Source organism: Actinomadura hibisca NBRC 15177 (assembly GCF_001552635.1).
GTDB lineage: Bacteria > Actinomycetota > Actinomycetes > Streptosporangiales > Streptosporangiaceae > Spirillospora > Spirillospora hibisca.
Window position 1 is genome coordinate 22,647 of the sequence record NZ_BCRO01000073.1, and the last position, 23,864, is coordinate 46,510.

The following is a 23,864-nucleotide window of genomic DNA, read 5'->3' on the forward strand; positions in this document are numbered from 1 at the left end:
GGCTACGCCGTGGGGCGACCGCTGATCTCCGCGATGAGGGGCGGCAGGACGGAGGTGTGCCCGGCCGACACGATCTGCCGCATCATCGTCAGCAGGTGCACCTCCAGCTCGCGCGGCACGTTCTCGCCCCGGCTGGCCCGCACGATGTTGTCCAGCGCGGCGGCCTGCATCCCCAGCGGCGAGTCGGCCTCCATGTCGGCGGCGGCCGGCCCGGCGAAGACCCCGGCCATGGCCTGGAGCCACGGCACCAGCAGCTCGGCGCCGAACGCGGCGGCGCGCTCCGCCCCGACCATCGCGAAGGCGTGCTCGACGCCCGCCGCCAGCCCGTACATGCCGCTGAGCAGCGCCATGTCGTAGAGCGGCGCGGTGCCCGGGTCGGCGTCGAGGTACTTGGCGTCGCCGAGCACCTTCAGCGCGCCTTCGTGCTGCTCGAAGGCGGCCCGGTCGCCGCTGTAGAGCACGAACGACGCGGGTCCGCCGATCAGCGGCGGCGTCGCCATGATGCCGCCGTCCAGGTAGGAGGCTCCGAGGCCGGTGGCCCAGGCGGCGGTCTCGCGGGCCTGGGCGGGCGTGCCGTTGGTGAGGTTGGCCAGCACCCGGCCGGGCAGGGCGTCGGCCGCCGACCCCAGGACGCCGCGCGCCACCGCGTCGTCCAGCAGGACGGCGATCACCAGCGGGCTTGCGGTGACCGCCTCGGCGGCGGTGGCGGCCTCGGTGGCTCCGGCGGCGACCAGGTCGGCGGCCTTGCCGGGCGTGCGGTTCCAGACGGTGGTGGGGTGGCCCGCCTTGACGAACGCGCTGGCCAGCGCGTGGCCCATCGAGCCGAGTCCCAGGACGGTGACAGGAGTGAGATTCATGTCCCCGACTCTGGCCGGGCGCGGTTGCGGTCCTGTTCGGGGTGGGTTGTGGCCTTATGGTGGCGCCATGCGTTTCGGGGTGCTCGGCCCGCTGGCGGTGTGGACGGCGGGCGGCGAACAGGTGCGCGTCCCCGAGGCCAAGGTGCGGGCGCTGCTGGCCGACCTCCTGGCACATCGGGGCCGGGTCGTGCCGGTGGACCGCCTGGTGGACGACCTGTGGCGCGGCATCCCTCCCGGCAACCCCTCCGGGACGTTGCGCGCCAAGGTGTCGCAGCTCCGCCGCGCGCTGGCCGAGGCGGAGCCAGGCGGCCGCGACCTGGTGACGTTCCGGACGCCCGGATACGCGCTGCACGCCGAGGACACCGACGCCGCGCGCTTCGAGGACCTGACCCGGCAGGCACGGGAGAGCCACGCCCCGGACGCCCGCGCCGCGCTGCTCACCGAGGCGCTGGGGTTGTGGCGAGGCCCGGCGTTCGCCGACTTCACCGACGAGGAGTTCGTCCGCGCCGAAGCGCAACGGCTGTCCGAGCAGCGCCTGACCGCCCTCGAAGACCTCGCCGAAACCCGCCTCGAACTGGGCCAACACCACGACCTGGCCGGAGAGCTGGCCCCGCTGACGGAAGAGCATCCGCTTCGCGAACGGCTCCGCGCCGCGCACATCCGGGCGCTGTACCGGTCCGGCCGCCAGAGCGAGGCGCTCGCCGCCTACGACGACCTGCGCGACCGGCTCCGCGACGACCTCGGCCTCGACCCCGGCCCCGAACTGGCCGCCCTGCACCAAGCCGTCCTACGCCAAGATCCCGCCCTGACCCCTCTCTCCCGGCCCCGCACCAACCTGCCCGCGCAGCTCACCGAGCTGGTCGGGCGGGACGCGGCGGTGCAGCAGGTCCGCAGCCTGCTGACCGCCGGACGCCTGGTGACGCTCACCGGGCCGGGCGGCGTCGGCAAGACCCGCCTCGCGCTGGCGGCGGCAGATGGCTTGGCGGACGCCTTCCCCGGCGGCGTCTGGCTGGTCGAACTCGCCCCGCACCGGGCCGACCTCGCCGAGGCCGTCGCGGCGGTGCTCGGCGTCCGCGACGTCCCCGACCCCGAAGGCCGCCCGCTGACCGGCCGGATCACCGAGGCGCTGCGCGCCGCGCCCGCCCTGCTCGTCCTGGACAACTGCGAGCACGTGATCGACGCCGCCGCCGACCTCGCCGCCCTCCTGCTGCGCAGCGCCCCCGGCCTGCGCGTGCTGGCCACCAGCCAGGAGCCGCTGTCGGTGGCGGGGGAGCGGTTGTGGCCGGTGCCGCCGCTGGAGCCCGACGGCGCGGCCCGGCTGTTCACCGCGCGGGCGGTGGCCGCCGCGCCCGGAGCCGTCCTGGACGGGCACGCGGTCGCGGCGATCTGCCGCCGCCTCGACGGCGTCCCCCTGGCGCTGGAGCTGGCCGCGACCCGCCTGCGCGCCATGGACGCCACCGAGCTGGCCGACCGGCTCGACGACCGGTTCCGGCTCCTCACCGGCGGCAACCGGGGCGTCCCCGCCCGGCAGCGCACCCTCCGCGCGATGATCGACTGGAGCTGGGAGCTGCTCACCGCCGACGAACGTGTCGTGCTGGGCCGCCTCGCCGTGCACGCCGACGGCTGCACCCTCGCCGCCGCCCGGCGGGTGTGCGCGGGCGGCGGCGTCCGGGCGGACGAGGTCCCTGACCTGCTGGGACGCCTCGTCGAACGGTCCCTGGTCGTGTACGGCGACGGCCGCTACCGGCTGCTGGAGTCGGTCGCCGCCTACGGCCTGGAACGCCTCGGCGACGAGACCGAGCCCGTCCGTGCCCGCCACCTGGACCACCACCTCGACCTCGCCGAACAGGCCGACCCGCTGCTGCGCGGCCCCGACCAGCGCGCCTGGCTGGCCCGCCTGGACGCCGAGAACGCCAACCTGCGCGCCGCCCTGGACACCGCCGTCCGCCACCGCGACGCCGTGTGCGCGCTCCGGCTCGTCAACGCCCTGGCCTGGTACTGGTACCTGCGAGGCCGCTTCGGCGAGGCGCGCCGCTCGTTCACCCGCGCCCTCGCCGTCGAGGCACCCGCTCCCGAACCGCTGCGCGCCGCCGCCGAGATGTGGCGCGTCGCCATGGACCTGCTGCTCCTGGACGACTCCGAGCACGACCCCCATGAGCGAGCCCGAGCCGTCCTGGCCCGCTACGACACCGTGGACGACCCGCACGGCCGCGCCCGCGCCCGCTGGTTCCTGGGCCTGTGCCAGTACGGCTTCGGCGACATGTCGGCCGGAGGCGAGCTGGTAGAACGAGCGCTGGCCGACTTCCGGACGCTAGGCGACCGCTGGGGCACCGCCGCCGCACTGAAATCCCGCGCCGAAGTCGCGATGTACCGGGGCGACCTCGCCGCGATCCGCCGCGACGGCGAAGAGGCCCTGGCCCTGTTCCGCGAGCTGGGCGACCGCTGGGGCGAGCTCCAGGTCGTCTACCCGCTGAGCATGGCCGCCGAGGTCGCGGGCGACTACGAGCGGGCCGGGCGGCTGTGCCGGGACGGCCTGCGCATCGCCGAGGACCTCGGCCTGTCCAACGAGGTCGTCAACATGCTCGGACGTCTCGGCCGCCTCGCGCTGCTCACCGGCGACCTGGACCGCGCCGAGGAACTGCACGCCCGCGCCAAGCGCCTGGCCGCCGAACGATCCCACCGGCGCGGCGAGGAGTTCGCCGAGGTCGGCCTCGGCATGGTGGCCCGCCGCCGGGGCCGCCTGGCCGACGCCGAACGGCACCTGCGCGCCTGGCTCGACTGGTGCCGCCGCTGGGACGGCGAGGCGGGCGTCGCGTTCATCCTGGCCGAGCTGGGCTTCACCGCCGAACTGCGCGGCGACGCCGACGCCGCGCTGGCCCTGCACCGCGAGGGCCTGGAGTACGCGAACGTCACCGGCGACCCGCGCGCCCGCGCGTTGGCCTGGGAAGGTCTGGCTGGCGCGCACGCGCTGCGCGGCGACCACGAGGAGGCCGCGCGTCTGCTGGCCGAGGCCCACGCCGTCCGGGAGGCGGTGGGCGTGCCGCTGCCGTCCGCCGAACGCGGCGACGTCGAGCGCATCACCGCCGCCGTAACCCGCGCGGAAGGCTCCCAGGTGGCCACCGGCCCGCCCGCCGCCACTTAGGGTGATCTTGTAAGGGGATCGGCACGGCGAGCGGGACGGGACGGTCTGGATGACTTCGCACACGAGCGCCCCCGGCGGCGAGCGGGACTACCGTGCCATCGACCGGCACCTGCGCGACTTCTTCCCCGACGGGCACTTCCACGACTTCTCCTGGACCAAGGGCCCCATCCAGGAGGTGCTGCCGGATTTCCGCGTGCGCAGGATGAGCCCCGCCAGCCCCGACCCCGAGGACGCCTGGGTCTACGTCACCATGGGCGCGTTCGAGGGCGACCGGGGGCCGCGGCTGGAGTTCGTCATCGAGGCCCCCGCCGAGGACCCGATCCACGTGGAGTCGCTGGCCATGGTCGCGCACCGGCACGTGACCGGTACCCCCCTGGACCTCGGCCAGACCGTCGACATCGGCCGGCCGTGGATCGACGGATCGCCGCAGGACTGCTTCATGGTCGACCTGCCCCACTCCTTCGGCCCGAAGCTGGAGCAGGGACGGCTGGCCGACGGCGAGCCGGTGCGGTTCCTGTGGCTGGTGCCCATCACCCGCAGCGAGGCCGAGTACGCCCGCGCCCACAGCGCCGACGCCCTCGGTGACCTGCTGGAGCAGAAGGAGGCCGACATCCTCGACCCCTTCCGCCCGCCCGTCACCTGACCGATGGGTCTTCCGGGCTCAGCCGCCACAACGAGGTGACCTCCGCCGCCCGCGCCAGGTGGAACAGGTCGTTCGGATCGTGCGGCCGCCCGTGCACGGGCCGGGTGTCCAGCCGGTCGAGCACGCGCAGCCCCGCCGCCGCGATCATGCCGGTCAGCTCGCCGGGCGCGCGCAGCCCCAGGTGCTCGGCCAGGTCGGACATGATGAGCCAGCCTTCCCCGCCCGGCTCCAGATGGTCGGCCAGCCCGTCCAGGAAGCCGCGCAACATCCGGCCGCCCTGGTCGTAGACGGCGTGCTCCAGCGGCGTCCCGGGCTTGCCGGGCAACCACGGCGGGTTGCACACCACCAGCCCCGCGCGCGCGGGCGGGTACAGGTCGGCCTGGAACACCTCGACCTGCTCCTGGAAGCCGAGCCGCTCGACGTTCTCGCGCGCGCACGCGAGGGCTCGCTGATCCATGTCGGTGGCAACGACCCGCTTCACCCCGCGATGCGCCAGGACGGCCGCGAGCACGCCGGTGCCGGTGCCGATGTCGAACGCGGTGCCGGTCTCGGGCAGCGGCGCCCGTTCCACCAGGTTCACGTACTCGCCTCTGACCGGCGAGAACACGCCGTAGTGCGGATGCACGCGCGCCCCGCCGAGCGCCCCGATCTGCACGCCGTTGACCCGCCACTCGTGCGCGCCGATCACGCCGAGCAGCTCCCGCAGCGACACCACGTACGGCTCGTCGGACGGCCCGTACGCCTCCTCGCACGCCGCCCGCACGTCGGGCGCGCGCCGCAGCGCCACCACGTGCCCGGGATCGACGGGGATCAGCACCATCCCCAGCATCCGCGCCCGCTGGGCCCGCGCCTGCCGGTAGAGGTGGAACGCCTGCACGCCCTCGGGGACGGGCTTGGGCCGCCGGGGTTGCCGCCGGGGCCGGTCGGCGCGGCGGGCGAGGGCGTTGAGGAGCTGCCGGGCGTTCTGGTAGTCGCCGCGCCACAGCAGGGCCGTGCCCTCGCTGGCCTGCCGGAACGCCAGGTCGGCCTTGGTGTTGTCATCGGCGACCATGACGCGGCGGGGCGGCGGCGCGCCGCTCTCCGACCGCCACAACGCGGCGTGCTCGGTCCCGTCCTCGTGCCAGGTGATCGTCGCGATGATCGGCCGTCCGTTCCGCTCGCCCGGTCCGGCGGCCGTCCCCGCGCCCGCCGTGCCCCGATCGTAGGCGCTCCGGCCCCGTGGAGCGGCAGGCGCACGTCCGCGCCGAACACGAAGCGACCTAGAGCCCCGCGCGCTCGCCAGACTCCGCCTGTTCGCCCAGCTCCGCCCGTTCGCCCAGGTCCGCCCGTTCGCCCAGGTCCGCGCTGGACAGCAGGCCCGCCGACGACGCCGCCAGCTCGCGCAGCGCCGCCTCCGACGCCGAGCCCGGCTCCGCCGCGTACAACATCATCCGGCTCAGGTCCGGATCGCCCGGCAGCGTCAGCGTCTCGAACGCCAGCTCCAGCCGCCCCACCCCCGGGTGCACGATGCGCGCCACCCCGTGCGCCAGGTCCGACACGCGGTGCTCGCCCCACAGGCCCGCGAACCCCGGGCTGCGCGCCAGCAGGTCGTCGATCAGCCGCCGCAGGTCCGCGTCGTCCGGCTCCTGCCCCGACCGGAAGCGCAGGTAGGCGGCGTTCCGGCGGGCCACCGTCTCCCAGTTGCCGCCCAGCCGCCGCCGGTAGTCCTCGTTCAGGTGGATCTGGTGCGACCAGGTGCGCTCCTCCGGCGGGACGGCCGCCAGGTCCATGAACACCGCCGCCGTCATCCGGTTCCACGCCACCACGTTGGTGTGGTGCCCCACCACGTACGCGGGCGCCTGCGTGATCGAGTCCAGCAGGTGCTGCAACGGGGGCCGCAGCAGGGGCGGGTTCCGGCGGGCCGTGCGGCGCGGCGGGTGCGCGAGGTGGTGCAGGTGGGCGTGCTCGGCGGCGTCCAGCCGCAGCGCCCGGGAGATCGCGTCGAGGATCTCGGCGGAGACGTTGTCGGCGTTCCCCTGCTCCAGCCGGATGTAGTAGGCGACGCTGACCCCGGCGAGCTGGGCCAGCTCCTCGCGGCGCAGGCCGGGGACGCGGCGGCGGCCCCCGTAGGTGCGCAGGCCCGCGTCCTCGGGCCGCAGCCTGGCCCGCCGCGATTTCAGGAACTCGCCCAGTCCGTTCTGAGATGCCACAGCCTGATACTGCCAGTGGTACCAACGAGCGGGGACTGGGTGCCCCCACCGCCGCGCGGCACCGTAGTCGGCATGAGCACTCTCACCGCCGTCGCCGCCCCCGAGCGGGCGGGCATGACCGGACGGCACAAGCTGATCCTGACCCTCCTCCTGGGCGCGCAGTTCATGCTCGCCATCGACTTCTCCATCCTGAACGTGGCGCTGCCGGTCGTCGGCGAGGGCCTCGGGTTCGGGCTCGGCTCGCTCCAGTGGATCGCCACCGCGTTCGCGCTGCCCGCCGCCGGGTTCACGCTGCTGTTCGGCCGGGTCGCCGACCTGTTCGGCCGCCGCCGCATGTTGCTGATCGGCATGGCGCTGCTGGCGCTCGGCTCGCTGCTCGGCGGGCTGGCCACCTCCCCGGCGCTGCTGCTGACCGGCCGCGTCATGCAGGGCCTGGCGACCGCGCTCGCCACCCCGGCCGCGCTGTCGCTGCTGACCACCTCCTTCCCCGAGGGACCCGCGCGGACCCGGGCGCTGGGGTTGAGCGGGGCGCTGATGTCGGCCGGGTTCACCGTCGGCGCGGTGCTCGGCGGCGTGCTGACCGACCTGCTGAGCTGGCGCTGGGCGTTCCTGGTGAACGTGCCGGTCGCGCTGGTGATCCTCGTCGTCACCCCGATGGTCGTCGCCGAGAGCCGCGCGGCGGGACGCCCCCGGCTGGACGTGCCCGGCGCGATCACCGTCACCGGCGGCCTGCTGGCTCTGGTCTATGGCATCACGGCGTCGGCCTGGTGGGCGCTGGCGCTCGCGGCGGTGCTGCTGGTCGCGTTCGTCCTGGTCGAGCGGCGCGCCGCCGCCCCGCTCGCGCCGCTCGGCATCCTCACCAAGCGCACCGTCGCCTGGGGCAACGTCGGCGGGTTCATCGCCTTCGCGACCGAGACCTCGCTGGTCTTCCTGATGACCCTCTACCTCCAGGAGATCCTGGGGTACTCGCCGCTGGCGACCGGCCTGGCGCTGGGCGTGCTCGGCGCGGGCACCGTCACCGGCGGGATCGCCGCGCCGCGCATCATGGCGCGGCTGGGCGGCCGCCTCACCCTGGCCGCCGGGCTGGTCCTCCAGGCCGTCGCGACCGCCGCGCTGCTCGGCCTCGGCGAGACCCGCGACGCGCTGCCGCTGCTGCTGATCGCCACCGCCATCGGCGGGTTCGGCAACCTGGTCGCCATCGTGGCCTTCATGGGCACCGCCACCTCGGGCCTGCCGGACGGCGAGCAGGGCCTGGCGACGGGCCTGGCCACCATGACCCAGCAGGTCGCGATCACCCTCGGCATCCCGGTGATGAGCGCCATCGCCGCCACCCGCCCCGGCGTGCTGGACGGCGTCCACCTGGCCACCCTCGCCAACGCGGGCATCGCGCTGGCCGGGGCCGCCCTCATCGCGGTCATGCTGCGCCGCCGCTGACGACCACCGACCACCCGCCCCGGAAGGAGAAAGACCATGGACCTGCACCTCACCGGCACCGTCCACCTCGTCACCGGCGCCTCCGCCGGGATCGGCGAAGCCGTCATGCGCCTGCTGGCCGCCGAGGGCGCCGTCCCCGTCGGCGTCGCCCGCGACGTCACCGTCCTGGAGAAGGACGGCTTCAGCGCCGTCGCCGCCGACCTGACCGACCCGGCCGCCGCGCAGCGCGCCGTGGACACCGCCCTGGACCGCCACGGCCGCCTGGACGGCCTGGTCAACAACGCGGGCGGCCTGACCTCCCGGATCGGGTTCCTGGACGTCACCGACGAGCAGTGGCGGGCCACCTTCGACCTGAACCTGCACGCCGCCGTCCGGACGGCCCGCGCCGCCGTCCCCGCCCTGTGCGACCAGGGCGGCGGGGCCCTGGTGCACGTCTCCAGCGAGGCCGCGCGCTTCCCCGACACCCCGCTGATCGACTACGCCGCCGCCAAGACCGCGCTGCTGTCGGTCTCCAAGACCCTGGCCGGGGAGTTCGGACCGCACGGCATCCGCTCCAACGTCGTGTCGCCCGGCCCGACGCGGACGCGGCTCTGGGACGAGCCGGGCGGGTTCGCCGAACAGCTCGCCGAGCAGTACGGGCTGCCGGTGGAGGAGGCCGTCGAGCGGTTCGTGCGGGAGGAGCGCCGCCTGCCGACCGGACGCCTGGGCACGCCCGAGGACGTCGCCCGCGTGATCGTGTACCTGCTGTCGCCGCTCGCGACGCAGGTCACCGGGGCGGAGTGGGCCGTGGACGGCGGGGCGCTCCGCCAGATCTGAAACGGGCGAGCGCCGGTGCCGGGAGCCCCCCGGTACCGGCGCTCGTCGCGTTCAGCTCGGGACCTTGTCGAGGAAGCCGTGCACCTTCTCGATCCGCCCGTCCGCGCCGAACACCGCCACGTCGAACCCGACCACCGGGGCCTCTCCGCCCTCGGGGCCCAGCTCCCACGTGAACCGCGCGAGGTCGTGGTGGGCGTCCACCTCGCCCGCCAGCGTGAAGACCCAGGCGGGGAACTGCGCCTGCACGGCCGCGATCGTCGCGTCGATGGCGTCCTTGCCCTCGGCCACCGCCAGCGGGTCCACGTAGACGGGGGCGTCGCCCCAGACCGCATCGATCTCGGCGCGGCGGGCGGCGGCGTCGGTCTCGTTCCAGATGGCCAGGTAGCGCTCGATGGCCTTGTGCGCGTCGTTCATGGTGTTTCCCTTCGCTTCGTCCGTCTGACCTCTACGGTGCCGGGCCCGGGGAAGAAGATCGATTACGTGGGAGGTCATGGGGACGGTGCACCGCCCCGCCGCGTCACCGGTGACGAAACGGGCGTAGAAAGGTGTGCGCCCCACCCGTCGCCCCCGGAGACACCGTGACCACGCACCCCGACGCGCCCACCCGCACCGCGAGCCCACCCGTCGTTTCCGGGGCCTTCGGCGGCACGGCGGCGATCGGGCTCGGGCTGCTGGGCGCGTTGTTCTTCTCGTCGTCCTTCATCGCCAACCGCCTCATGGCCGTCGAGGGCGGTCCCTGGGAGTGGAGCGCGAGCCTGCGCTTCCTGCTCTCCCTGCCGATCTTCCTCGCGATCGTGGCGGCCCGGCGCGGCACCGGGCCCGTCCTCCGGGCGCTGCGCGCCGAGCCGGGCCGCTGGGTGCTCTGGAGCACGATCGGGTTCGGGCTGTTCTACGCCCCGCTCTGCCTGGCCGCCGAACTCGCGCCCGGCTGGACGGTGGCGGCGACCTGGCAGATCACCATCGTCTGCGGCCTGCTGCTGGCCCCCTTCCTCTACGACGACCACCGGCGGCGCATCCCGGCGGCGGGCGCGGTGTTGTCGGTGGTGATCCTGGCCGGGGTGCTGCTCACCCAGTTCGGCGGGCACGGCGCGCTGACCTGGACGATGGCGGCGGGCGTCGGGGCCGTGCTGGTGGCCGCGCTCGCCTACCCGGTCGGCAACCGCAAGACGATGGAGCTGGCGGGCGACGGCCTGGACACCTTCCAGCGGCTGCTGGCCATGTCGATCGCGAGCCTGCCCTGCTGGCTGCTGCTCGGCCTGCTCGGCGGCCTGCGCGCCGGGCCGCCGACCGGCGGGCAGCTCGCCGCCACCACGATCGTCGCCGTCAGCTCCGGCGTGATCGCGACGTCGCTGTTCTTCGCCGCTACCCGCCGCGTGCGGCACCACCCGGTGCGGCTGGCGGCGGTGGAGGCGACGCAGGCCGCCGAGGTGGTGTTCGTGGCGCTGCTGGAGCCGCTGTTCGTGGCGTCGGACCCGCCCGGCACGCTGGCCTGGGCGGGCATCGCCGCGATCACCGCCGGGATCGTGGCGCAGGCGTTCGCGGGCCGACGATGATGTCGTTTTCCCGCTAGTGAAGCTCGGTGGGCTTGGGCGATGCTGGAGACATGTACCAGGACGTGGAACGTTGCGTCCGGGCCGTCCAGTCCAAGGACGCCCGGTTCGACGGGTGGTTCTTCACCTGCGTGGTGACCACCGGCATCTACTGCCGGCCGTCCTGCCCCGTGGTGCCGCCCAAGCCCGAGAACATGCGGTTCCACCCCAGCGCCGCCGCCGCGCAGCAGGCCGGGTTCCGGGCCTGCAAACGGTGCCGCCCCGACACCAGCCCCGGCTCGCCCGAGTGGAACCACCGCGCCGACGTCGTCGCCCGCGCCATGCGCCTGATCGGCGACGGCGTCGTAGACCGCGAGGGCGTGCCCGGCCTCGCCGCCCGCCTCGGCTACAGCACCCGCCAGATCGAACGCCAGCTCCGTGCCGAGCTGGGCGCCGGGCCCCTCGCGCTCGCGCGGGCCCAGCGGGCGCAGACCGCGCGGCTGCTGATCGAGACCAGCGCGCTGCCGATGGGGGACGTGGCGTTCGCGGCGGGGTTCGCGAGCATCCGCGCGTTCAACGACACCGTCCGCGAGGTGTTCGCGCTCACCCCGAGCCAGCTGCGCGACCGCGTCGCCAAGGGCCACCCGGCCGCCGCCTCCGGCACGCTCACCCTCCGCCTGCCGTTCCGCGCGCCGCTGTGCCCCGACAACCTGTTCGGCCACCTCGCCGCGACCGCCGTGCCCGGCGTGGAGGAGTGGCGCGACGGCGCGTACCGCCGCACCCTGCGCCTCCCGCACGGCCACGGCGTCGCCGCCCTCAGCCCCCGCCCCGAGTACGTCGCGTGCACCCTCACCCTCACCGACCTGCGCGACCTCACCATCGCGATCAGCCGCTGCCGGTGGTTGCTGGACCTGGACGCCGACCCCGTCGCCGTGGACGAGGCGCTGCGCGCCGACCCCGCCCTCGCCCCGCTGGTCGACAAGGCCCCCGGGCGGCGGGTGCCGCGCGCCGCCGACGCCCCGGAGATGGCGGTCCGCGCCGTCCTCGGCCAGCAGGTGTCCACCGCCGCCGCCCGCACCCACGCCGCCCGCCTGGTCACCGCGCACGGCGAGCCGATCACCGACCCGGGCGGCGGCCTCACCCACCTGTTCCCGACGCCGCAGGCCCTCGCCGGACTGGACCCGGAGACCCTCGCCTTCCCGCGGACCCGACGCACCACCCTCACGACCCTGATCGACGCGCTCGCCGACGGCCTCGACCTGGGCATCGGCAGCGACTGGGACCTGGCCCGCGACCGGCTGGCCGCTCTCCCCGGCATCGGCCCCTGGACGATCGAGACCATCGCCATGCGCGCGCTGGGCGACCCCGACGCGTTCGTCCCCACCGACCTCGGCGTCCGCCACGCCGCCCGCGCCCTGGGCCTGCCCGCCACGCCCGCCGCCCTGACCCGCCGCGCCGCCGCCTGGCGGCCGTGGCGCGCCTACGCCGTCCAGTACCTGTGGGCGACCGGCGACCACGCCATCAACCACCTGCCCGCCGCCTGAGAGAGACCCCGATGCACACCGTCATCGACAGCCCCTTCGGCCCGCTCACGCTGGTCGCCATGGACGGCGCCCTGTCCGGGCTCTACATGGAGCTCCAGCGGCACCGCCCCGCCGACGAATCGTTCGGCGAGCGTGTGCCGTCCGCGCCCGTCTTCGACCCGGTCGCCGAGCAGCTCGCCGCCTACTTCGCGGGCGGGCTGACGGCCTTCGACCTGCCGCTCGACCTGCGCGGCACCCCGTTCCAGCAGCGCGTCTGGACGGCCCTGCAGAGCATCCCGTACGGCGAGACGATCACCTACGGGCAGCTCGCCGAGGAGATCGGCAAGCCCAGCGCGTCCCGCGCGGTGGGGCTCGCCAACGGCCGCAACCCGGTCGGCCTCATCGTCCCCTGCCACCGCGTCGTGGGTTCCACCGGCAGCCTGACCGGCTACGGCGGCGGCTTGGACCGCAAGCGCTACCTGCTGGACTTCGAGCGCCGCAACACCACCGCCGAGACGCTGTTCTGACCGCGCGCCGTTTTGTCGGACGCCCGAACTAGCCTGCCTGACAGGCAAGGTCAAGGATGAGGGGCAGCACATGGAGTTCCGGGTCGACCGTCAGACGCTCGCCGAGGCCGTGGCGTGGACGGCGCGCACCCTCCCGTCGCGTCCCGCCCTGCCGGTGCTGGCCGGGATGCTGATCGAGGCCTCCGCCGACGGCGGCCTGACGCTGGCCGGATTCGACTACGAGGTGTCGGCCAAGGCCCGCATCGACGCCGACGTGTCCGCGCCGGGCCGCGCGCTGGTGCCGGGCCGCCTGCTCGCCGAGATCGTGCGCAACCTCCCCGCCCAGCCCGTGGAGGTCGCGCTGAAGGGTGTGGAGGTGGTGGTGCGCTGCGGCAGCGCCGAGTTCGGCCTCCAGATGATGACGGTGGAGGACTACCCGACCCTCCCCGAGCCGCCGGACGCCGCCGGGACGATCCCCGGCGACGTGTTCGCCGCCGCCGTCGCGCAGGTCACCCCGGCCGCGGGCCGCGACGACACCCTGCCCATGCTGACCGGCGTCCGGCTCGATGTGGACGGCGACGTGATGCGCCTGGCCTGCACCGACCGCTACCGGATCGCGGCGGTGGAGGTGCCCTGGAGCCCGGCCGAGCCGGGCTTCACCGCCGGGGTGGTCGTCCCGGCCCGCACGCTGGCCGACGCCGCGCGCTCGATCCGTCCGGGCGTGGAGGTCGCGATCGGCCTGAACGGCGTCGCCGACACCCTGATCGGCGTGTCCGGCGGCGGCCGCAGCATGACCACCCGCCTGCTGGACGACCAGTTCATCAACTACCAGTCCCGCCTGACCGGCACCTGGACCTCCACGGCCCGCGTCCGCACGGCCCCGTTCGTGGAGGCGATCAAGCGGGTGGCCCTGGTGACCGAGCGGAACACCCCCGTCCGCCTGGCCTTCACCGACGACCAGGTGCAGATCCGCGCGGCCTCGGGCGACTCGGCCCGCGCGAACGAGAGCCTGAGCGCGCACCTGGACGGCGACCCGATCGACATCGCGTTCAGCCCGCAGTACCTGCTGGACGGCCTGGCGGGGGTGCACTCCCGCTACACGCGCCTGGAATGCACGGGCCCGACGAAGGCGGCCCTGCTGACGGGCATCCCCGACCCGGAAGGAGAGGACGAGGACGCAGCCTTGGACGACACAGGCGACACAGGTTTCCGCTACCTGGCGATGCCGGTCCGCCTGACCGCCTGAGCACCGCCCCGACGCCCGCAACGTTCCGGCGCCACATTCTGCGCTGCCCAACGTTCCGCAGCATCCCAGCGCCACGCCGCACCCTGACGCCACGGCACTCGTTATGCCCCAGCGCCGTAGCGTTCCTTCAGCCGACGAGCACAGAGATCAGTTGTCGGTGAAGCGGGCCGTGATGCTCGGCGCGCCATTCATCGTGCCCGTGCGGGCTAGCTGGCGCGTGCCCGCCATCCACACGGCCCCGTCCGGGCCCGTCGCCGCCGACGCCAGCCACACCGCGCTGGCCGCGAACGGCTCGGGCGAGTCCGCCATCGCCCAGCGGTGGCCGTCGAAGTGGGCCAGCTCGCCGCGCCCGCCCGCCACCCAGACGTCGCCGGGCGCCGGCGCGGCGATCGTGTTGGCCGCCGTCACCGGCGACTTCACGCGGGACCACTTGCGGCCGTTCCAGCGCAGCACCCTGTCCCGGCCCACCGCCCACGCCTCCGACGCGGACGGCGCGGCCACGCCGGTCAGCGGGAAGCGCGTCGCGGGGCTCGGCACCCGGCTCCAGGCCCGGCCGTCGTAGTGCATGACCAGGCCCTCGCGGCCCGTCGCGCCGACCGCCCACACGTCGTCGGGCGCCGTCCCCGCCACCGCCAGCAGCTTGCCCCGGGGGATCTCCGGCATGGGCGCGGGCAGCCAGTCCGACCCCGTCCAGCGCAGCGCGACCGGACCGTCGAAGGCCCCCCACGGGAAGCCGTGCCCGACCGCCCAGGCCGTGCCCTCCCCGGTCATCGCCACGGCGGTGAGCACCACGCCGCGATCGAGGCCGGGAGCGCTCCAAGCCGTCCAGGACGAGCCGTTCCAGTGCCGGATGAGCGGCACCTCGGCCCCGGCCAGCCGGTCGTAACCGCCGCCCACCGCCAGCGCCAGCGGCGGCCCCGCCGCACCACCGCGCGGGAAACGGACGACGTTGGACGCCGCCGCACCCGACGGCCCCGCCACCGCGATTCCCTGCAACCCCGCCCCCACCAGCGCCGCGTCCACCGGCGGGCCGGGCGGCAACGTCCACGACGCGCCGTCCCACCGGGCCGCCAGCGGCTGCTGCCCCGCCGTCCCGACGACCCAGACCTCGGCCGGCGACACCGCCGCCACACCGCTCAGCAGATGCGGGGACTCGACGATCGCGGGCGTCACGGCGTGCGCGCCCGACTCACCGGCCAGCGTCATCACCGCGCCGGTGACCCCGGAGCGGTCGGGGGCCTGTTCTCGGTTCACGGCTTACGACCCCTCGGCTGTGAGGCGAGTCTCATCCGGGGGATCATCGACCGCGACAGGGCGTCTTGACAAGCGTCCGCACGAACTCTCAACGAATGGATGTGGATGGCTCGTTCCATCCTGCCCGGGGGAGGCTCACAGGTCCAGAACGGCCAGGACGAAACGCAGGTCGCGGTCGGTGTCGTTGCCGTAGGAGTGCGGCCGGTCACCGGCGAACACCGCCGCCGTGCCCGTCTCGACCCGGTCGCTGCGGCCGTCCACGCGCAGCGTGAGGACCCCGTCCTCGACGTAGACGATCTCCTTGGTGCCCGGGACGTGCGCGTCGCTGTCGCGCACCTCGCCCGGCCGCAGCTCCCAGTGCCACAACTCCAGCGACGGCCGCGGGTCGCTGCCGCCCAGCAGCACGCCGCGCCCGCCGTCCGGGCCGTGCCACAGCGCGACCTGCCGCTCGGGCGGGAACAGCCGCACCGCGGGCTGCTCCTCCACCTGCACCAGCCGGGTCAGCGGGACGCCGAGCGCCTCGGAGATGCGGATCAGCGTGCCGAGGTTGGGGTTGCCGCGCCCCTGTTCCAGGCCGACCAGCACGCCCTTGCTCACCCCCGCCCGCCCGGCCAGCTCGTCCAGGCTCCAGCCGTGCCCGGCGCGCAGGGCGCGCACGGTCCGGGCCACCGCCTCGCCGATGGCCTCCTGATCGTTCAAGGTCGGTCCCTCCCGTGTCCGGTCGATAGAATGCTATACACAGTTCACTAAAATGACCGCAGCCCTTCGAGGAGCACCACCCATGCTGGACCAGATCGTCGTCGCCGAGCCCGTGCGCGCCCTGCGCCCCGACTTCGCCGTGCTCGTCATGACCGCCGAAGGGCTGGCCAACGGCCCCAGCGACGCCGCGTCCACCGGCTGGCTCGCCACCGCCGCCACCAAGGCCGACCCCGCCGACCCGCACGTCGAGTCCTGGCGCGAGGCCTACCGGGCGTTCGGCGCCAAGCCGAACCGCACCCGCCCCTCGGTGGACGCCCTGCTGCGCCGCGCCGACGCCCTGCCCGCCATCAACCGGGTCGTGGACGCCTACAACGCCGTCAGCGTCGAGTACGCCCTGCCCATCGGCGGCGAGGACATGGACGCCTACCAGGGCGCGGCCCGCCTGGTCCGGGCGAGCGGCGACGAGCCGTTCGACGTCACAGTCTCCGGCGAGCCCGCCGTGGAGCACCCGGACGAGGGCGAGGTCGTCTGGCGCGATGACCGGGGCGTCACCTGCCGCCGCTGGAACTGGCGGCAGTGCGTGCGCACCCGCATCACCGAGGACACCAAGAACGGCCTGTTCCTGCTGGAGAGCCTGGAGCCCTACCCGCTGGAGCGGCTGCGCGCGGCCGGCGACGACCTCGCCGAACGCCTGCGCGCCATCTCCCCGGACGTCCGGATCGCCACCCGGCTGATAGGCGACGGCGGATGGTGACGGCCCTCGCCCTCGCGGCCGCGTTCGGCTACGGCGTCGCCGACTTCCTCGGCGGCGCCGTCACCCGCCGCTCCTCGGTGCTGCGGACCCTGCTGTGGTGCGTGCCCGCCGGACTGCTCCTGACGCTGGCGGGCGCGCTGCTGACCGGCGGCGACCCCGCCGCCGGACCGATGGCCTGGGGCCTGGCCGCGGGCCTCGCCGGCGGCGCCGGACTGATCACCTTCTACCGGGCGCTGGCCCGGGGCCCGATGAGCGTGGTCGCGCCGGTGTCGGCGCTGACCTCCGCGCTTCTCCCGATCACGGTCGGCCTGCTGCGCGGCGAGCGCCTGGACACGGCCGTCCTGGCCGGCCTACTCCTATGCCTGGTCGCGATCGGCCTGGTCAGCATGGAGAACGACGGGACCGCCGAGAAGACCGCGTCCACCCGCGGCCTGCTGGACAACGGCCCGGTCATGGCCGCGGTCTCCGGCGCGTGCTTCGGCACCTTTTTCACAGTGGTGAAACAAGCCGGGGACAGCGCGGGCCTGTGGCCGCTGGTCGGCGCACGGATCGGCACCCTGACCGTCGTCCTGGCAGCCCTCCTGGCACTGTCCCGGCTGCGCCCCGGCCTGCTCGGCCCACCGATGCGAGGCCGCGCGCTGCTGGCCCTGGCCCTGCTGTCGGGCGCCCTGGACGCCGCCGCCAACGTCCTGTACTTCCTGGCCGCCCAGCGCGGACTGCTCAGCCTGGCGGCCGTCCTGACCTCGCTCTACCCGGCGATCACGGTGCTGATGGCCCGCATCGCCTACAGCGAGCGGCTGCGCGCCGTGCAGAGCGCGGGCCTGCTGGTGGCGGTCGCAGGCGTGGCCCTGGTCACCGTCGGCTGACGGAACGACAAAGGCCGGTGACCCTCGGGTCACCGGCCTTCAGTGCGGCGGTGGTGGTGGGATTCGAACCCACGGAAGCTTGCACTTCACACGCTTTCGAGGCGTGCGCCCTCGTCCACTAGGCGACACCACCGCGGGAGAGCCTACCCGACTCTGCGGGTGGTGAAGAACTCGATAAGCAGCGCGGCGCACTCGGCGGCCATCACTTCGGCGATCACCTCGGGCCGGTGGTTGAGCCGGCGGTCCCGGACGACGTCCCACAACGAGCCCACCGCGCCACCCTTGGGGTCGACCGCGCCGTAGACGATCCGGCCGATCCGCGCCTGGACGGCCGCGCCCGCGCACATCGTGCACGGCTCCAGCGTGACCACCAGCGTGCAGCCCGACAGCCGCCACTCGCCCCGGGCCGCGGCGGCGGCGCGCATGGCGACGATCTCGGCGTGCCCGGTGGGGTCGGCGGTGCGCTCGCGGTCGTTGCGGCCGGTGCCGATGACGGTCCCGGCCTCGTCGAGCACGACCGCGCCCACGGGGACGTCGCCCGCCTCCCTGGCCAGCCGGGCCTGCTCCAGCGCGACGCGCATCGCCGCACGGTGGAGGCCGGCGTCCGGCCAGTCGGCGTCAGGCGCAGCGGAGGCAGGCCCTGAAACGCCGGACCCAGCAGGATCGGACACAGCGGAATCGGACACAGGAGCGGACGCGGAAGGATCAGGCGCGGCGGAGCCAGGCGCGTTCACGTGTCGTTCAGTCCCGCAGCCGGTCGAACTCGTCGCCGAAGCCCACCAGCTCCGCCACGATCAGCAGCGCGTCGCCCGGCAGCGCGCTCTCGGCCAGGTCGGCGACCTGCTTGCCCGGCGCCCCCAGGTCGGCCAGCAGCGCCGGATCACCGGCGGGGTCGCCGTCGGGCGCCTCCCCGACGAGCTGGCGGAACAGTCCGCCCAGCCCGTCGTCGCGGACGGTCGAGATGAACGCGCGCGGCTCGTCCTGGCCGTCCAGGCGCACCACGGCGAACCAGTCGTCGTCCTGCTCGATCAGCAGCAGCACCGGGTCGCCGTAGGACTCGACGGCCGCCTCCCGCATCAGGTCGGCGACGTCGTCGACGCTCTCGGCCTCGGCGAGCACGGCCTCGGTGCCCACCCAGCCCTGCGGGGTCCGGGCGAAAACGGCGGCGAAGTACGACACCCGTTCATTGTGACCCACCCGGTCGCGCCGGTCACACCCTCAACGCGAGGTGGGAGGGGAAACGTGGCGGTGACGGTCAGGTGGGCGCGTCAGCCGATCGCGTCCAGGGCGCGCTCGAAGGCGGGCGCGAAGCCGAGCCGGGTGGCGATGCTCAGCAACATCTCGTCCGGGTACAGCTCCAGGTCGCCGGAGATGGCGCCGAGCTCCATCTCGTCCAGCCCGAGGTCGGAGAAGATCGACATGTCGCCGACCGGCAGCACCTGGTCCAGCTCCTCGTCCTCGGGGATCGGGATGTCCAGGTAGTCCAGCACCTGCCCGGCCAGCGCCCAGTCCACCGAGGCGGTCACGTCCGACAGGAAGACCATCACCTCGTCGCCCAGCAGCCGGGTCGCCACGAAGAAGTCGTCGCCGACCGACACCAGCCCGATCGTGCCGCCCAGGCTGGGCTGCTGGCGCAACGCGTGGACCAGCCCCGCCAGGTCCTCGGTCAGCGCGACCGGGAGGACTTCGGCCTCCCAGCGGTCGTCTTCCCGATACACCACGACGGCGAAATCCGTCGCGTCCACATCCGTCATTTCCACCCCACCGGCGCTGTTCCTGCCAGGCATGGTCGCAGATGCCGCGCGTCCTCGCGCACACCACCGCCAAACTCGGCGGCGGCACGCGGCCCGCCGGCGCCATGCCGTGTCGTCGTGCGTGCCGGACGGCGCCTCCGGGTGCGCCGCCGAACGAACCTACTCGAACCCGATCAGATGCTCCGGAACGTCCGCCGCCGCAGCGCGGCGTGGATCCGCGCCCGCCGCGACCGGTGCGGCGTCACCCGGCGCCGCAGCTCCTGGGCCTCCGCGAGCTCCCGCAGGAAGATCGCCCGCCGCCGCAGCCGTTCGCGCATCTCCTCCGGGGAGACGTCCCCGGCCGCCGCGGCCTCGGCCGAGCCGGGCTCGGGCGTCCACTCGTCGTCCGCAGAGGTCCGCGCGGTCCTGCTCATGCGTGACGGGGATCTCGCGCCACCGGGGGCGGCGCGTCCCGGGGTCCGCGGCGCGCGGTTCCCGGTAGGCGGTGTGGGGCGGTTCACGTCGGAATCGTCCTCGGAGCCGGGGGAACGGGGAGCTGACGGCGTCCCGGTGCGCGTGTCCGCAGCGTCACGGGGAGGGAACGCCCCTGGCGGGGGACCGGTGGCGCGGCCGTCGTCGGGGGGATCGGGCGCGGACTCCCCGGCCCGCGTCGCACGATCCGGCCGCGGCTTGCCGTGATCTCTGCTCATAACGGCATACTGCCCGCTCAACGGCCTTCTACCCACCGCCCGCCCGGCGGCCCGGCGACGACCGGCGGCACCACCTGTGGGTACGGTGTGGCCATGCAGACCCTTGCCGTCGATCACCCGCTGGTCGCGCACAAGCTGACCACGCTGCGCGACGTGCGCACCGACTCGCCCACGTTCCGCCGCCTGGCCGACGAACTCGTCACGTTGCTGGCCTACGAGGCCACCCGGGACGTCCGCGTCGCCGACGTCACCGTGCGCACCCCGCTCGTCACCGCCGACGGCGTGCAGCTCGCCAGCCCCAAGCCGCTGGTCGTGCCGATCCTGCGGGCGGGCCTCGGCATGCTGGACGGCATGACCCGGCTGCTGCCCACCGCCGAGGTCGGCTTCCTCGGCATGATCCGCGACGAGGGCTCGCTCCAGGCGCAGACCTACGCCACCCGCCTGCCCGACGACCTGTCGGGCCGCCAGTGCTACGTGCTGGACCCGATGCTGGCCACCGGCGGCACCCTGGCCGCCGCGATCAAGCTGCTGTTCGACCGGGGCGCCCGCGACGTCACCGCCGTGGTGCTGCTGGCCGCGCCGGAGGGCCTGGCCCACCTGGAGGAGGCGTTCGAGGGCACCGGCGCGCCGATCCGCGTGGTCACCGCCGCGATCGACTCCCACCTGAACGAGCAGGGCTTCATCGTCCCGGGCCTCGGCGACGCCGGCGACCGCCTCTACGGGGTCGTCTGACCTGCGAGGACTCGCCCCGCCCCGGAAGATCATGATGTTCGCGGGCCGTCACAGCGGGTAGGAACCCGCCACGGAACGTCAGATCGTTCCCCTCCGTCACCCCGGCATGCAAGGGGACGGTTTCGGACCGGGGCGACGCGAGCGAGCCTCTAGGAAGCGTGATGGCCCACCCAGGGGACGGCGAACTGCCGGACTACGAAGAGATCGGCGAGCACCTCGCCGAGGAGTTCGCGGGCGTGCACCAGCCCGACACGGTCACCCGCTGCGTCGCCGCCGCGCGGCACGGCGCCGAGGAGGTCACCGGCGGGGCGCCCGCCGACCTGGTCGAGCGGATCGCCCGCAAGCACCTCCAGGTGCTCGCCACGGTCGCGGCGGAGAAACGCCGCCAGGCGCCCCGCACGAGCCTGGGGAACACGTTGGGGAACACGCCCTGACGGCCTGAAGCGGCCCCCGCGCGGGGCGCGCCCCGGCGGCGGGCGCGCCATGGTCCCCCGGCGCGGGCACGACGCCGCCACACGATCGCCCGCGGGCGCGCGTCCCCTCCGAGCGCGCGCAACCCGCCAGAGCCCTTGCTTTGCCGGGGGTGCGGGCTGTGCGAAACTTGCCTGGGGTCTGAGGCTCATCGCGCTCCGGGAGGCTGTCGTGCCCGCCAAGAAGTACCTCACCTGGGCCGCCGTGGCCTTCGTGGCGCTCTACGTGTTCCAGCAACCCGAGGGGGCCGCGCGGTCGGTGCAGGACGCGGCCGGCGGCATCGCCTCGGTCGCCGACTCCCTGGCCACCTTCGTCGGCGCGCTGGCCTGAGGACGCCATGCGCCTGGTGACGCCCGGTGACTCCGCCCCGGCCTCGGTCAACAAGTATCTCCTCCCGCACGAGACGCAGGTGATCACGGTCCGGCGGCACCCCGCCGTGCTGATGGTCCCGGTTGGGCTCGTGCTCGGCGGCCTCATCGTCGCCGGCGTGCTCAGCAACACCGTGGCCGGCGGCGCCGGCGCGGTCATCAGCTGGATCTGGTGGGGCTGGCTGATCCTGCTGGCCTGGTTCGTGTGGCGGGTCGCCGAGTGGTCGGTGGACTACTTCGTCATCACCAACCAGCGCATGTTGCTGACCACCGGCCTGCTCACCCGGAACGTGGCGATGATGCCGCTGGCCAAGGTCACCGACATGAGCTTCAAGCGCTCGATCGTGGGGCGCATGCTCGGCTACGGCGAGTTCGTGCTGGAGTCGGCCGGCCAGGACCAGGCGCTGTCGACGGTGGACTACCTGCCCTACCCCGAGCAGCTCTACCTGGAGGTCTGTGAAATGATCTTCCCGAACAAGAACGCGACCGCCGACGACTGACCGGCCCGCCGCGCCCCCCGGACACGCCGCGCTTGGTTGCTCTCGATGTGCGCCAACCCGCAATGTGCAATTATGTCGGCACCCCAGCCGCCTGATTACTTCCGCTAAGTGAGTCCACATGCCGGGTCCAGGCAACGTCGGCGAACGTGTCCGCAACCTGCGGCTGACCAGACGCTTGTCGCAGGCACAGCTCGCCGGTCACGACCTCTCAGACAGCTACATCTCGTTGATCGAGTCCGGTAAGCGCACCCCCACGCCGACCGTGCTGCGGATGCTGGCCGAACGGCTCGGCTGCACGCCGGAGTACCTCGCCGAGGGCGTCGAGCCGGAGCAGCGCGCCCATCTGGAGGTGCGCGAACGCCACGCGCACCTGGCCCTGCTGGGCGGCGACGCGGCCACCGCCGAGGCGGCCTTCCAGGAGGTGATCGCGCGCAGCGACGACGCCGACCTCACCGCCCGCGCCCGCTGGGGCCGCGCCCGCGCCCTGGCGGACCTCGGCCGCATCGAGGAGGCCATCGCCTCCTTCGAGGAGCTGCGCGAGCAGGCCGAGCGCGACCCCGGCCGCGCCAGCCGGCTGCCCGCGGTGATCGCGCTGGCCCGCTGCTACCACGCCGTCGGCGACCTTGGCCAGGCCGTCGCGCTCGGCGAGCGCGCGCTGGACCGGCTGCGCAAGCTCGGCCTCACGGTGGGCGAGGAGCACACCGAGGCCGGCCGCGTGCTGCTGCTGGCGTACGTGGACCGGTCCGATCCGGCCCGCGCGCACGCCTTGGCCCGCGACCTGCTGGTCTCCGCCGACGCCGAGGTGCCGCTCGGCGTCGCCTACCAGCGCGCCAGCACCCGCGCCCTGGAGGAGGGCGCGGTGGGCGACTCGTTGTACTTCGCCGACCAGGCCCTCGCCTCCCGCTCCGGCGGCGAGCCCCGCCAGGTGCGGGCCCGGCTCCACCTGGCCGCCGCGCGGGCGCTGCTGCGGGGCGTCCCCTCGTTCAACGCGCCCCTGGTCGCCGAGGCCCCCGAACTGCGCGACCCGCAGACCAGTCCGTCCCCGCGCGCGGCCGAGGAGGCCCTGGAGCTGCTGGCGGGCACCGACTGCCTGACCGGCCCGGAGGCGACCGAGGCGACGATCGAGAAGGCCCGCGCCCTGATCCTGCTGGGCCGCACGGACGAGGCCGTCGCGCTGCTGGAGGAGTTCCTCGACACCGGGATGGCGCTGGCGGCACCGCCCACCGGCCCGGTCCACCCGGTCGTCCCGCAGCCGGGCACCGACCTGGAGTCGCGAGTCCGCAAGACGGCGCAGGCCCGGCTCGTCCTCGCCCGCGCCCGGCTGGCGCAGCAGGACCGGCAGGCGGCCCTGGTCGTCCTGAGCGCCGCCCGAGGGCAGCTGGAGACCCTGCCGAGGGGACGCGCCGCCGCGCACGTCCTGCGCGAACTGGGCGAGCTGCTCGAAACGGCGAACGAACCCGCCGACGCCGCCAACGCCTACCGGCGCGCGCTGGAGGCGGCGGGCCTGCGCCCGGGACGCCCCCAGACCGCCGCCTACGACCTGGGCAGGGTCTGAGAAGGCCCGCTCAGGGCCCCGGGCGGCCTGCGAGGGCCGGGGACGCTCCACGCGGTCGTCATAAGAGTGGCCTACGACCTCGGTGCTGAGGCGATTTGCAAGGCCGTCGCGGGCGGCACGCCGGGTAGGCGTGCCGCCCGCCTTGCCGCGCTCTCCGGTCCGCCCTCACTGAGCCACGCCCACCAGCCCGTCCTCGCGCGTCCGGAAGGCGCCGAGCCATGCCCGCAGGCCGTGTAACAACCTGCCCCTAGGGAAGGGGCGACATGTGCCACGCGTTGTGACAAGAGGTGAGCATGCTCACGTCGGTACGGAATAAAACCCGCGCTCCCGTAGTCCT

26 protein-coding genes and 1 tRNA gene are annotated in these 23,864 nt (G+C 74.5%); 16 read left to right on the forward strand and 11 right to left on the reverse strand.

Features of this window, described 5'->3' with window-relative positions; translation table 11 throughout:
- Positions 1-2 precede the first annotated feature (2 nt).
- Positions 3-857: an NAD(P)-dependent oxidoreductase gene (locus tag AH6_RS29965; RefSeq protein ID WP_067486597.1), complete on the reverse strand. Its 855-nt coding sequence runs from the start codon at positions 855-857 to the stop codon at positions 3-5.
- A 67-nt stretch (positions 858-924) separates the two neighbouring features.
- Here AH6_RS29965 and AH6_RS29970 point away from each other — a divergent pair, with 67 nt between their 5' ends.
- Together AH6_RS29970 and AH6_RS29975 are read left to right on the forward strand one after the other, a co-directional pair.
- Complete coding sequence (locus tag AH6_RS29970; protein ID WP_067486600.1) at positions 925-3,999, forward strand: AfsR/SARP family transcriptional regulator; 3,075 nt, start codon at positions 925-927, stop codon at positions 3,997-3,999.
- Between the two features lie 49 nt (positions 4,000-4,048).
- Positions 4,049-4,642: a suppressor of fused domain protein gene (locus AH6_RS29975; protein WP_067486604.1), complete on the forward strand. Its 594-nt coding sequence runs from the start codon at positions 4,049-4,051 to the stop codon at positions 4,640-4,642.
- Here the strand turns inward: AH6_RS29975 and AH6_RS29980 are convergent.
- A complete protein-coding gene (locus AH6_RS29980) occupies positions 4,635-5,693 on the reverse strand; it encodes a methyltransferase (protein WP_083983612.1) in 1,059 nt (352 codons plus the stop codon). The genes AH6_RS29975 and AH6_RS29980 overlap by 8 nt on opposite strands.
- On the opposite strand from AH6_RS29980, the gene AH6_RS46145 reads away from it, so the two are divergent.
- Positions 5,692-5,847: a hypothetical protein gene (locus AH6_RS46145; RefSeq protein WP_157431811.1), complete on the forward strand. Its 156-nt coding sequence runs from the start codon at positions 5,692-5,694 to the stop codon at positions 5,845-5,847. The genes AH6_RS29980 and AH6_RS46145 overlap by 2 nt on opposite strands.
- A 54-nt stretch (positions 5,848-5,901) precedes the next feature.
- Here the strand turns inward: AH6_RS46145 and AH6_RS29985 are convergent, their stop codons facing one another.
- Entirely contained in the window at positions 5,902-6,831 is a 930-nt protein-coding gene (locus AH6_RS29985) for a helix-turn-helix domain-containing protein (RefSeq protein ID WP_067486610.1), read from the reverse strand.
- A 72-nt stretch (positions 6,832-6,903) separates the two neighbouring features.
- Here AH6_RS29985 and AH6_RS29990 point away from each other — a divergent pair, with 72 nt between their 5' ends.
- Both AH6_RS29990 and AH6_RS29995 read left to right on the forward strand, forming a co-directional pair.
- Positions 6,904-8,265 carry an MFS transporter gene (locus tag AH6_RS29990; RefSeq protein WP_067486613.1) on the forward strand — a complete coding sequence of 454 codons (1,362 nt, stop codon included), beginning with the start codon at positions 6,904-6,906 and terminating at the stop codon, positions 8,263-8,265.
- A gap of 36 nt (positions 8,266-8,301) precedes the next feature.
- Positions 8,302-9,081 carry an SDR family NAD(P)-dependent oxidoreductase gene (locus tag AH6_RS29995; RefSeq protein WP_067486618.1) on the forward strand — a complete coding sequence of 260 codons (780 nt, stop codon included), beginning with the start codon at positions 8,302-8,304 and terminating at the stop codon, positions 9,079-9,081.
- 51 nt (positions 9,082-9,132) lie between these two features.
- On the opposite strand, the gene AH6_RS30000 is transcribed toward AH6_RS29995, so the two are convergent.
- Positions 9,133-9,495: a nuclear transport factor 2 family protein gene (locus AH6_RS30000; protein WP_067486621.1), complete on the reverse strand. Its 363-nt coding sequence runs from the start codon at positions 9,493-9,495 to the stop codon at positions 9,133-9,135.
- A 164-nt stretch (positions 9,496-9,659) separates the two neighbouring features.
- On the opposite strand from AH6_RS30000, the gene AH6_RS30005 reads away from it, so the two are divergent.
- The 4 genes from AH6_RS30005 to dnaN all read left to right on the forward strand — a co-directional run bounded on the left by AH6_RS30005 (position 9,660) and on the right by dnaN (position 13,885).
- The gene (locus AH6_RS30005) at positions 9,660-10,634 is read left to right on the forward strand and encodes a DMT family transporter (protein ID WP_083983613.1); all 975 of its coding nucleotides are present in this window, start codon (positions 9,660-9,662) and stop codon (positions 10,632-10,634) included.
- A gap of 50 nt (positions 10,635-10,684) precedes the next feature.
- Complete coding sequence (locus tag AH6_RS30010) at positions 10,685-12,154, forward strand: AlkA N-terminal domain-containing protein (protein WP_067486624.1); 1,470 nt, start codon at positions 10,685-10,687, stop codon at positions 12,152-12,154.
- A gap of 11 nt (positions 12,155-12,165) precedes the next feature.
- Positions 12,166-12,660 (forward strand): methylated-DNA--[protein]-cysteine S-methyltransferase, encoded by a 495-nt coding sequence (locus AH6_RS30015; protein ID WP_067486627.1) that lies wholly within the window; start codon positions 12,166-12,168, stop codon positions 12,658-12,660.
- A 70-nt stretch (positions 12,661-12,730) separates the two neighbouring features.
- A complete protein-coding gene (dnaN, locus tag AH6_RS30020; RefSeq protein ID WP_067486630.1) occupies positions 12,731-13,885 on the forward strand; it encodes a DNA polymerase III subunit beta in 1,155 nt (384 codons plus the stop codon).
- A 147-nt stretch (positions 13,886-14,032) separates the two neighbouring features.
- Here the strand turns inward: dnaN and AH6_RS30025 are convergent, their stop codons facing one another.
- Positions 14,033-15,139, reverse strand: a complete 1,107-nt coding sequence (locus AH6_RS30025; protein ID WP_067486633.1) for a beta propeller repeat protein — start codon at positions 15,137-15,139, stop codon at positions 14,033-14,035.
- Between the two features lie 135 nt (positions 15,140-15,274).
- Positions 15,275-15,838 (reverse strand): helix-turn-helix domain-containing protein, encoded by a 564-nt coding sequence (locus tag AH6_RS30030; RefSeq protein ID WP_067486636.1) that lies wholly within the window; start codon positions 15,836-15,838, stop codon positions 15,275-15,277.
- 82 nt (positions 15,839-15,920) lie between these two features.
- On the opposite strand from AH6_RS30030, the gene AH6_RS30035 reads away from it, so the two are divergent.
- Both AH6_RS30035 and AH6_RS30040 read left to right on the forward strand, forming a co-directional pair.
- Positions 15,921-16,592: a B3/B4 domain-containing protein gene (locus AH6_RS30035; RefSeq protein ID WP_067486639.1), complete on the forward strand. Its 672-nt coding sequence runs from the start codon at positions 15,921-15,923 to the stop codon at positions 16,590-16,592.
- Positions 16,586-17,458 (forward strand): EamA family transporter, encoded by an 873-nt coding sequence (locus tag AH6_RS30040; protein ID WP_067486643.1) that lies wholly within the window; start codon positions 16,586-16,588, stop codon positions 17,456-17,458. Before AH6_RS30035 ends, AH6_RS30040 begins: the two co-directional genes overlap by 7 nt.
- 48 nt (positions 17,459-17,506) lie before the next feature.
- Here the strand turns inward: AH6_RS30040 and AH6_RS30045 are convergent.
- The 5 genes from AH6_RS30045 to AH6_RS30065 all read right to left on the reverse strand — a co-directional run bounded on the left by AH6_RS30045 (position 17,507) and on the right by AH6_RS30065 (position 19,625).
- A tRNA-Ser gene (locus AH6_RS30045) sits at positions 17,507-17,591 on the reverse strand.
- Between the two features lie 10 nt (positions 17,592-17,601).
- Positions 17,602-18,039 carry a tRNA adenosine(34) deaminase TadA gene (tadA, locus tag AH6_RS30050; RefSeq protein ID WP_067486646.1) on the reverse strand — a complete coding sequence of 146 codons (438 nt, stop codon included), beginning with the start codon at positions 18,037-18,039 and terminating at the stop codon, positions 17,602-17,604.
- A 160-nt stretch (positions 18,040-18,199) separates the two neighbouring features.
- Positions 18,200-18,637, reverse strand: a complete 438-nt coding sequence (locus AH6_RS30055; RefSeq protein ID WP_067486648.1) for a tRNA adenosine deaminase-associated protein — start codon at positions 18,635-18,637, stop codon at positions 18,200-18,202.
- Positions 18,638-18,726: 89 nt separating this feature from the next.
- Positions 18,727-19,212, reverse strand: a complete 486-nt coding sequence (locus AH6_RS30060; RefSeq protein ID WP_067486651.1) for a tRNA adenosine deaminase-associated protein — start codon at positions 19,210-19,212, stop codon at positions 18,727-18,729.
- Positions 19,213-19,385: 173 nt separating this feature from the next.
- Complete coding sequence (locus AH6_RS30065) at positions 19,386-19,625, reverse strand: hypothetical protein (protein WP_067486654.1); 240 nt, start codon at positions 19,623-19,625, stop codon at positions 19,386-19,388.
- A 369-nt stretch (positions 19,626-19,994) separates the two neighbouring features.
- On the opposite strand from AH6_RS30065, the gene upp reads away from it, so the two are divergent.
- The 5 genes from upp (at position 19,995) to AH6_RS30085 (ending at position 23,527) form a co-directional block, all read left to right on the forward strand.
- The gene (gene upp / locus AH6_RS30070) at positions 19,995-20,633 is read left to right on the forward strand and encodes a uracil phosphoribosyltransferase (protein ID WP_067486658.1); all 639 of its coding nucleotides are present in this window, start codon (positions 19,995-19,997) and stop codon (positions 20,631-20,633) included.
- Positions 20,634-20,794: 161 nt separating this feature from the next.
- Positions 20,795-21,067 (forward strand): hypothetical protein, encoded by a 273-nt coding sequence (locus AH6_RS30075; RefSeq protein ID WP_067486661.1) that lies wholly within the window; start codon positions 20,795-20,797, stop codon positions 21,065-21,067.
- Between the two features lie 208 nt (positions 21,068-21,275).
- Positions 21,276-21,434: a hypothetical protein gene (locus AH6_RS44845; RefSeq protein WP_169807942.1), complete on the forward strand. Its 159-nt coding sequence runs from the start codon at positions 21,276-21,278 to the stop codon at positions 21,432-21,434.
- 7 nt (positions 21,435-21,441) lie between these two features.
- The gene (locus AH6_RS30080) at positions 21,442-21,972 is read left to right on the forward strand and encodes a PH domain-containing protein (RefSeq protein ID WP_067486664.1); all 531 of its coding nucleotides are present in this window, start codon (positions 21,442-21,444) and stop codon (positions 21,970-21,972) included.
- A gap of 118 nt (positions 21,973-22,090) precedes the next feature.
- On the forward strand, positions 22,091-23,527 hold the full coding sequence (locus tag AH6_RS30085; protein ID WP_067486667.1) for a tetratricopeptide repeat protein: 1,437 nt from the start codon (positions 22,091-22,093) through the stop codon (positions 23,525-23,527).
- Positions 23,528-23,864: the final 337 nt, after the last annotated feature.

Coding starts and splice junctions, on each gene's coding strand:
- AH6_RS29965 (WP_067486597.1), bottom strand. CDS start 857: ATGAATCTCACTCCTGTCACCGTCCTGGGACTCGGCTCGATGGGCCAC.
- AH6_RS29970 (WP_067486600.1), top strand. CDS start 925: ATGCGTTTCGGGGTGCTCGGCCCGCTGGCGGTGTGGACGGCGGGCGGC.
- AH6_RS29975 (WP_067486604.1), top strand. CDS start 4,049: ATGACTTCGCACACGAGCGCCCCCGGCGGCGAGCGGGACTACCGTGCC.
- AH6_RS46145 (WP_157431811.1), top strand. CDS start 5,692: ATGACGCGGCGGGGCGGCGGCGCGCCGCTCTCCGACCGCCACAACGCG.
- AH6_RS29980 (WP_083983612.1), bottom strand. CDS start 5,693: ATGGTCGCCGATGACAACACCAAGGCCGACCTGGCGTTCCGGCAGGCC.
- AH6_RS29990 (WP_067486613.1), top strand. CDS start 6,904: ATGAGCACTCTCACCGCCGTCGCCGCCCCCGAGCGGGCGGGCATGACC.
- AH6_RS29995 (WP_067486618.1), top strand. CDS start 8,302: ATGGACCTGCACCTCACCGGCACCGTCCACCTCGTCACCGGCGCCTCC.
- AH6_RS30000 (WP_067486621.1), bottom strand. CDS start 9,495: ATGAACGACGCGCACAAGGCCATCGAGCGCTACCTGGCCATCTGGAAC.
- AH6_RS30010 (WP_067486624.1), top strand. CDS start 10,685: ATGTACCAGGACGTGGAACGTTGCGTCCGGGCCGTCCAGTCCAAGGAC.
- AH6_RS30015 (WP_067486627.1), top strand. CDS start 12,166: ATGCACACCGTCATCGACAGCCCCTTCGGCCCGCTCACGCTGGTCGCC.
- dnaN (WP_067486630.1), top strand. CDS start 12,731: ATGGAGTTCCGGGTCGACCGTCAGACGCTCGCCGAGGCCGTGGCGTGG.
- AH6_RS30035 (WP_067486639.1), top strand. CDS start 15,921: ATGCTGGACCAGATCGTCGTCGCCGAGCCCGTGCGCGCCCTGCGCCCC.
- AH6_RS30040 (WP_067486643.1), top strand. CDS start 16,586: ATGGTGACGGCCCTCGCCCTCGCGGCCGCGTTCGGCTACGGCGTCGCC.
- tadA (WP_067486646.1), bottom strand. CDS start 18,039: ATGCGCGTCGCGCTGGAGCAGGCCCGGCTGGCCAGGGAGGCGGGCGAC.
- AH6_RS30060 (WP_067486651.1), bottom strand. CDS start 19,212: ATGACGGATGTGGACGCGACGGATTTCGCCGTCGTGGTGTATCGGGAA.
- AH6_RS30065 (WP_067486654.1), bottom strand. CDS start 19,625: ATGAGCAGGACCGCGCGGACCTCTGCGGACGACGAGTGGACGCCCGAG.
- upp (WP_067486658.1), top strand. CDS start 19,995: ATGCAGACCCTTGCCGTCGATCACCCGCTGGTCGCGCACAAGCTGACC.
- AH6_RS30075 (WP_067486661.1), top strand. CDS start 20,795: ATGGCCCACCCAGGGGACGGCGAACTGCCGGACTACGAAGAGATCGGC.
- AH6_RS30080 (WP_067486664.1), top strand. CDS start 21,442: ATGCGCCTGGTGACGCCCGGTGACTCCGCCCCGGCCTCGGTCAACAAG.
- AH6_RS30085 (WP_067486667.1), top strand. CDS start 22,091: ATGCCGGGTCCAGGCAACGTCGGCGAACGTGTCCGCAACCTGCGGCTG.